The sequence below is a fragment of the Aphanothece microscopica RSMan92 genome, from assembly GCF_046613545.2.
Classification (GTDB): Bacteria; Cyanobacteriota; Cyanobacteriia; order PCC-6307; family Cyanobiaceae; genus NIES-981.
The window spans coordinates 1-685 of sequence record NZ_JBKKKY020000303.1 but is presented as its reverse complement, the minus strand read 5'-3'; the positions used below and the strand labels follow the sequence as shown (position 1 = coordinate 685).

1 protein-coding gene is annotated in these 685 nt (G+C 66.1%); it reads right to left on the bottom strand.

From position 1 onward, the window contains the following. A partial coding sequence (locus ACLD7X_RS17645; protein WP_425625452.1) for a response regulator occupies nucleotides 1-401 on the bottom strand: 401 nt, incomplete at its 3' end. Nucleotides 402-685: the final 284 nt, after the last annotated feature.

Here is a 685-nt window from a genome sequence, read left to right as displayed (position 1 = left end):
CACCCCGCCACCGCGCCCCGTCGCGCCCACAGGGCGCGCACCTGCTGCGGCAGCTCCATCGCGTCGAAGGGCTTGGCGATGGTTCCAATCGCCGTCCCGGCCAGAACGGGATCGCTCTCCAGCCGCAGATCCTTGGCGGTCATGTAGATCGCGGGCACATCGCGCAGCGACGGGCGGGCGCGCAGGGCCTGCAGCGTGGCATGCCCGTTCATGTCGGGCATCATGAAGTCGATCAGGATGAGGTCGGGCGCAAAGGCCTCGGCTTTTTCCAGGGCTTCGGCCCCCGAGGTGCATTGCAGCACCTCGAACCCGCCCAGCATGTCCAGCGACAGGCGGACAAGCTGCAGGATGTCGTCGTCATCCTCGACATGCAGGATGCGTCGCAGGTCTTCCATCGCCATCCCCCCAGATGATCGCGCAATCGATGGTGCCACGGCACGCCCTTGCCACCGGTTCATGGCAAAAATGCGTCACTGTTCAGCGTTCGGCGCGAATGACCCTACGTCAAGCACCCTCAGCGTTGCAGCGTTTCCAGATAGGCGACCAGGTCCACGATGGGCTGGCTGGTCAGGATGGGCTGACCGCCCGGTGTCTTGATCGCGGCATAGGCGCCGTCAAAGAACTCGCCCCAGACCGGCATCGGGCTGCCATGCGCGACCATCGGGTCTCGGCCGTCGACCCGGGC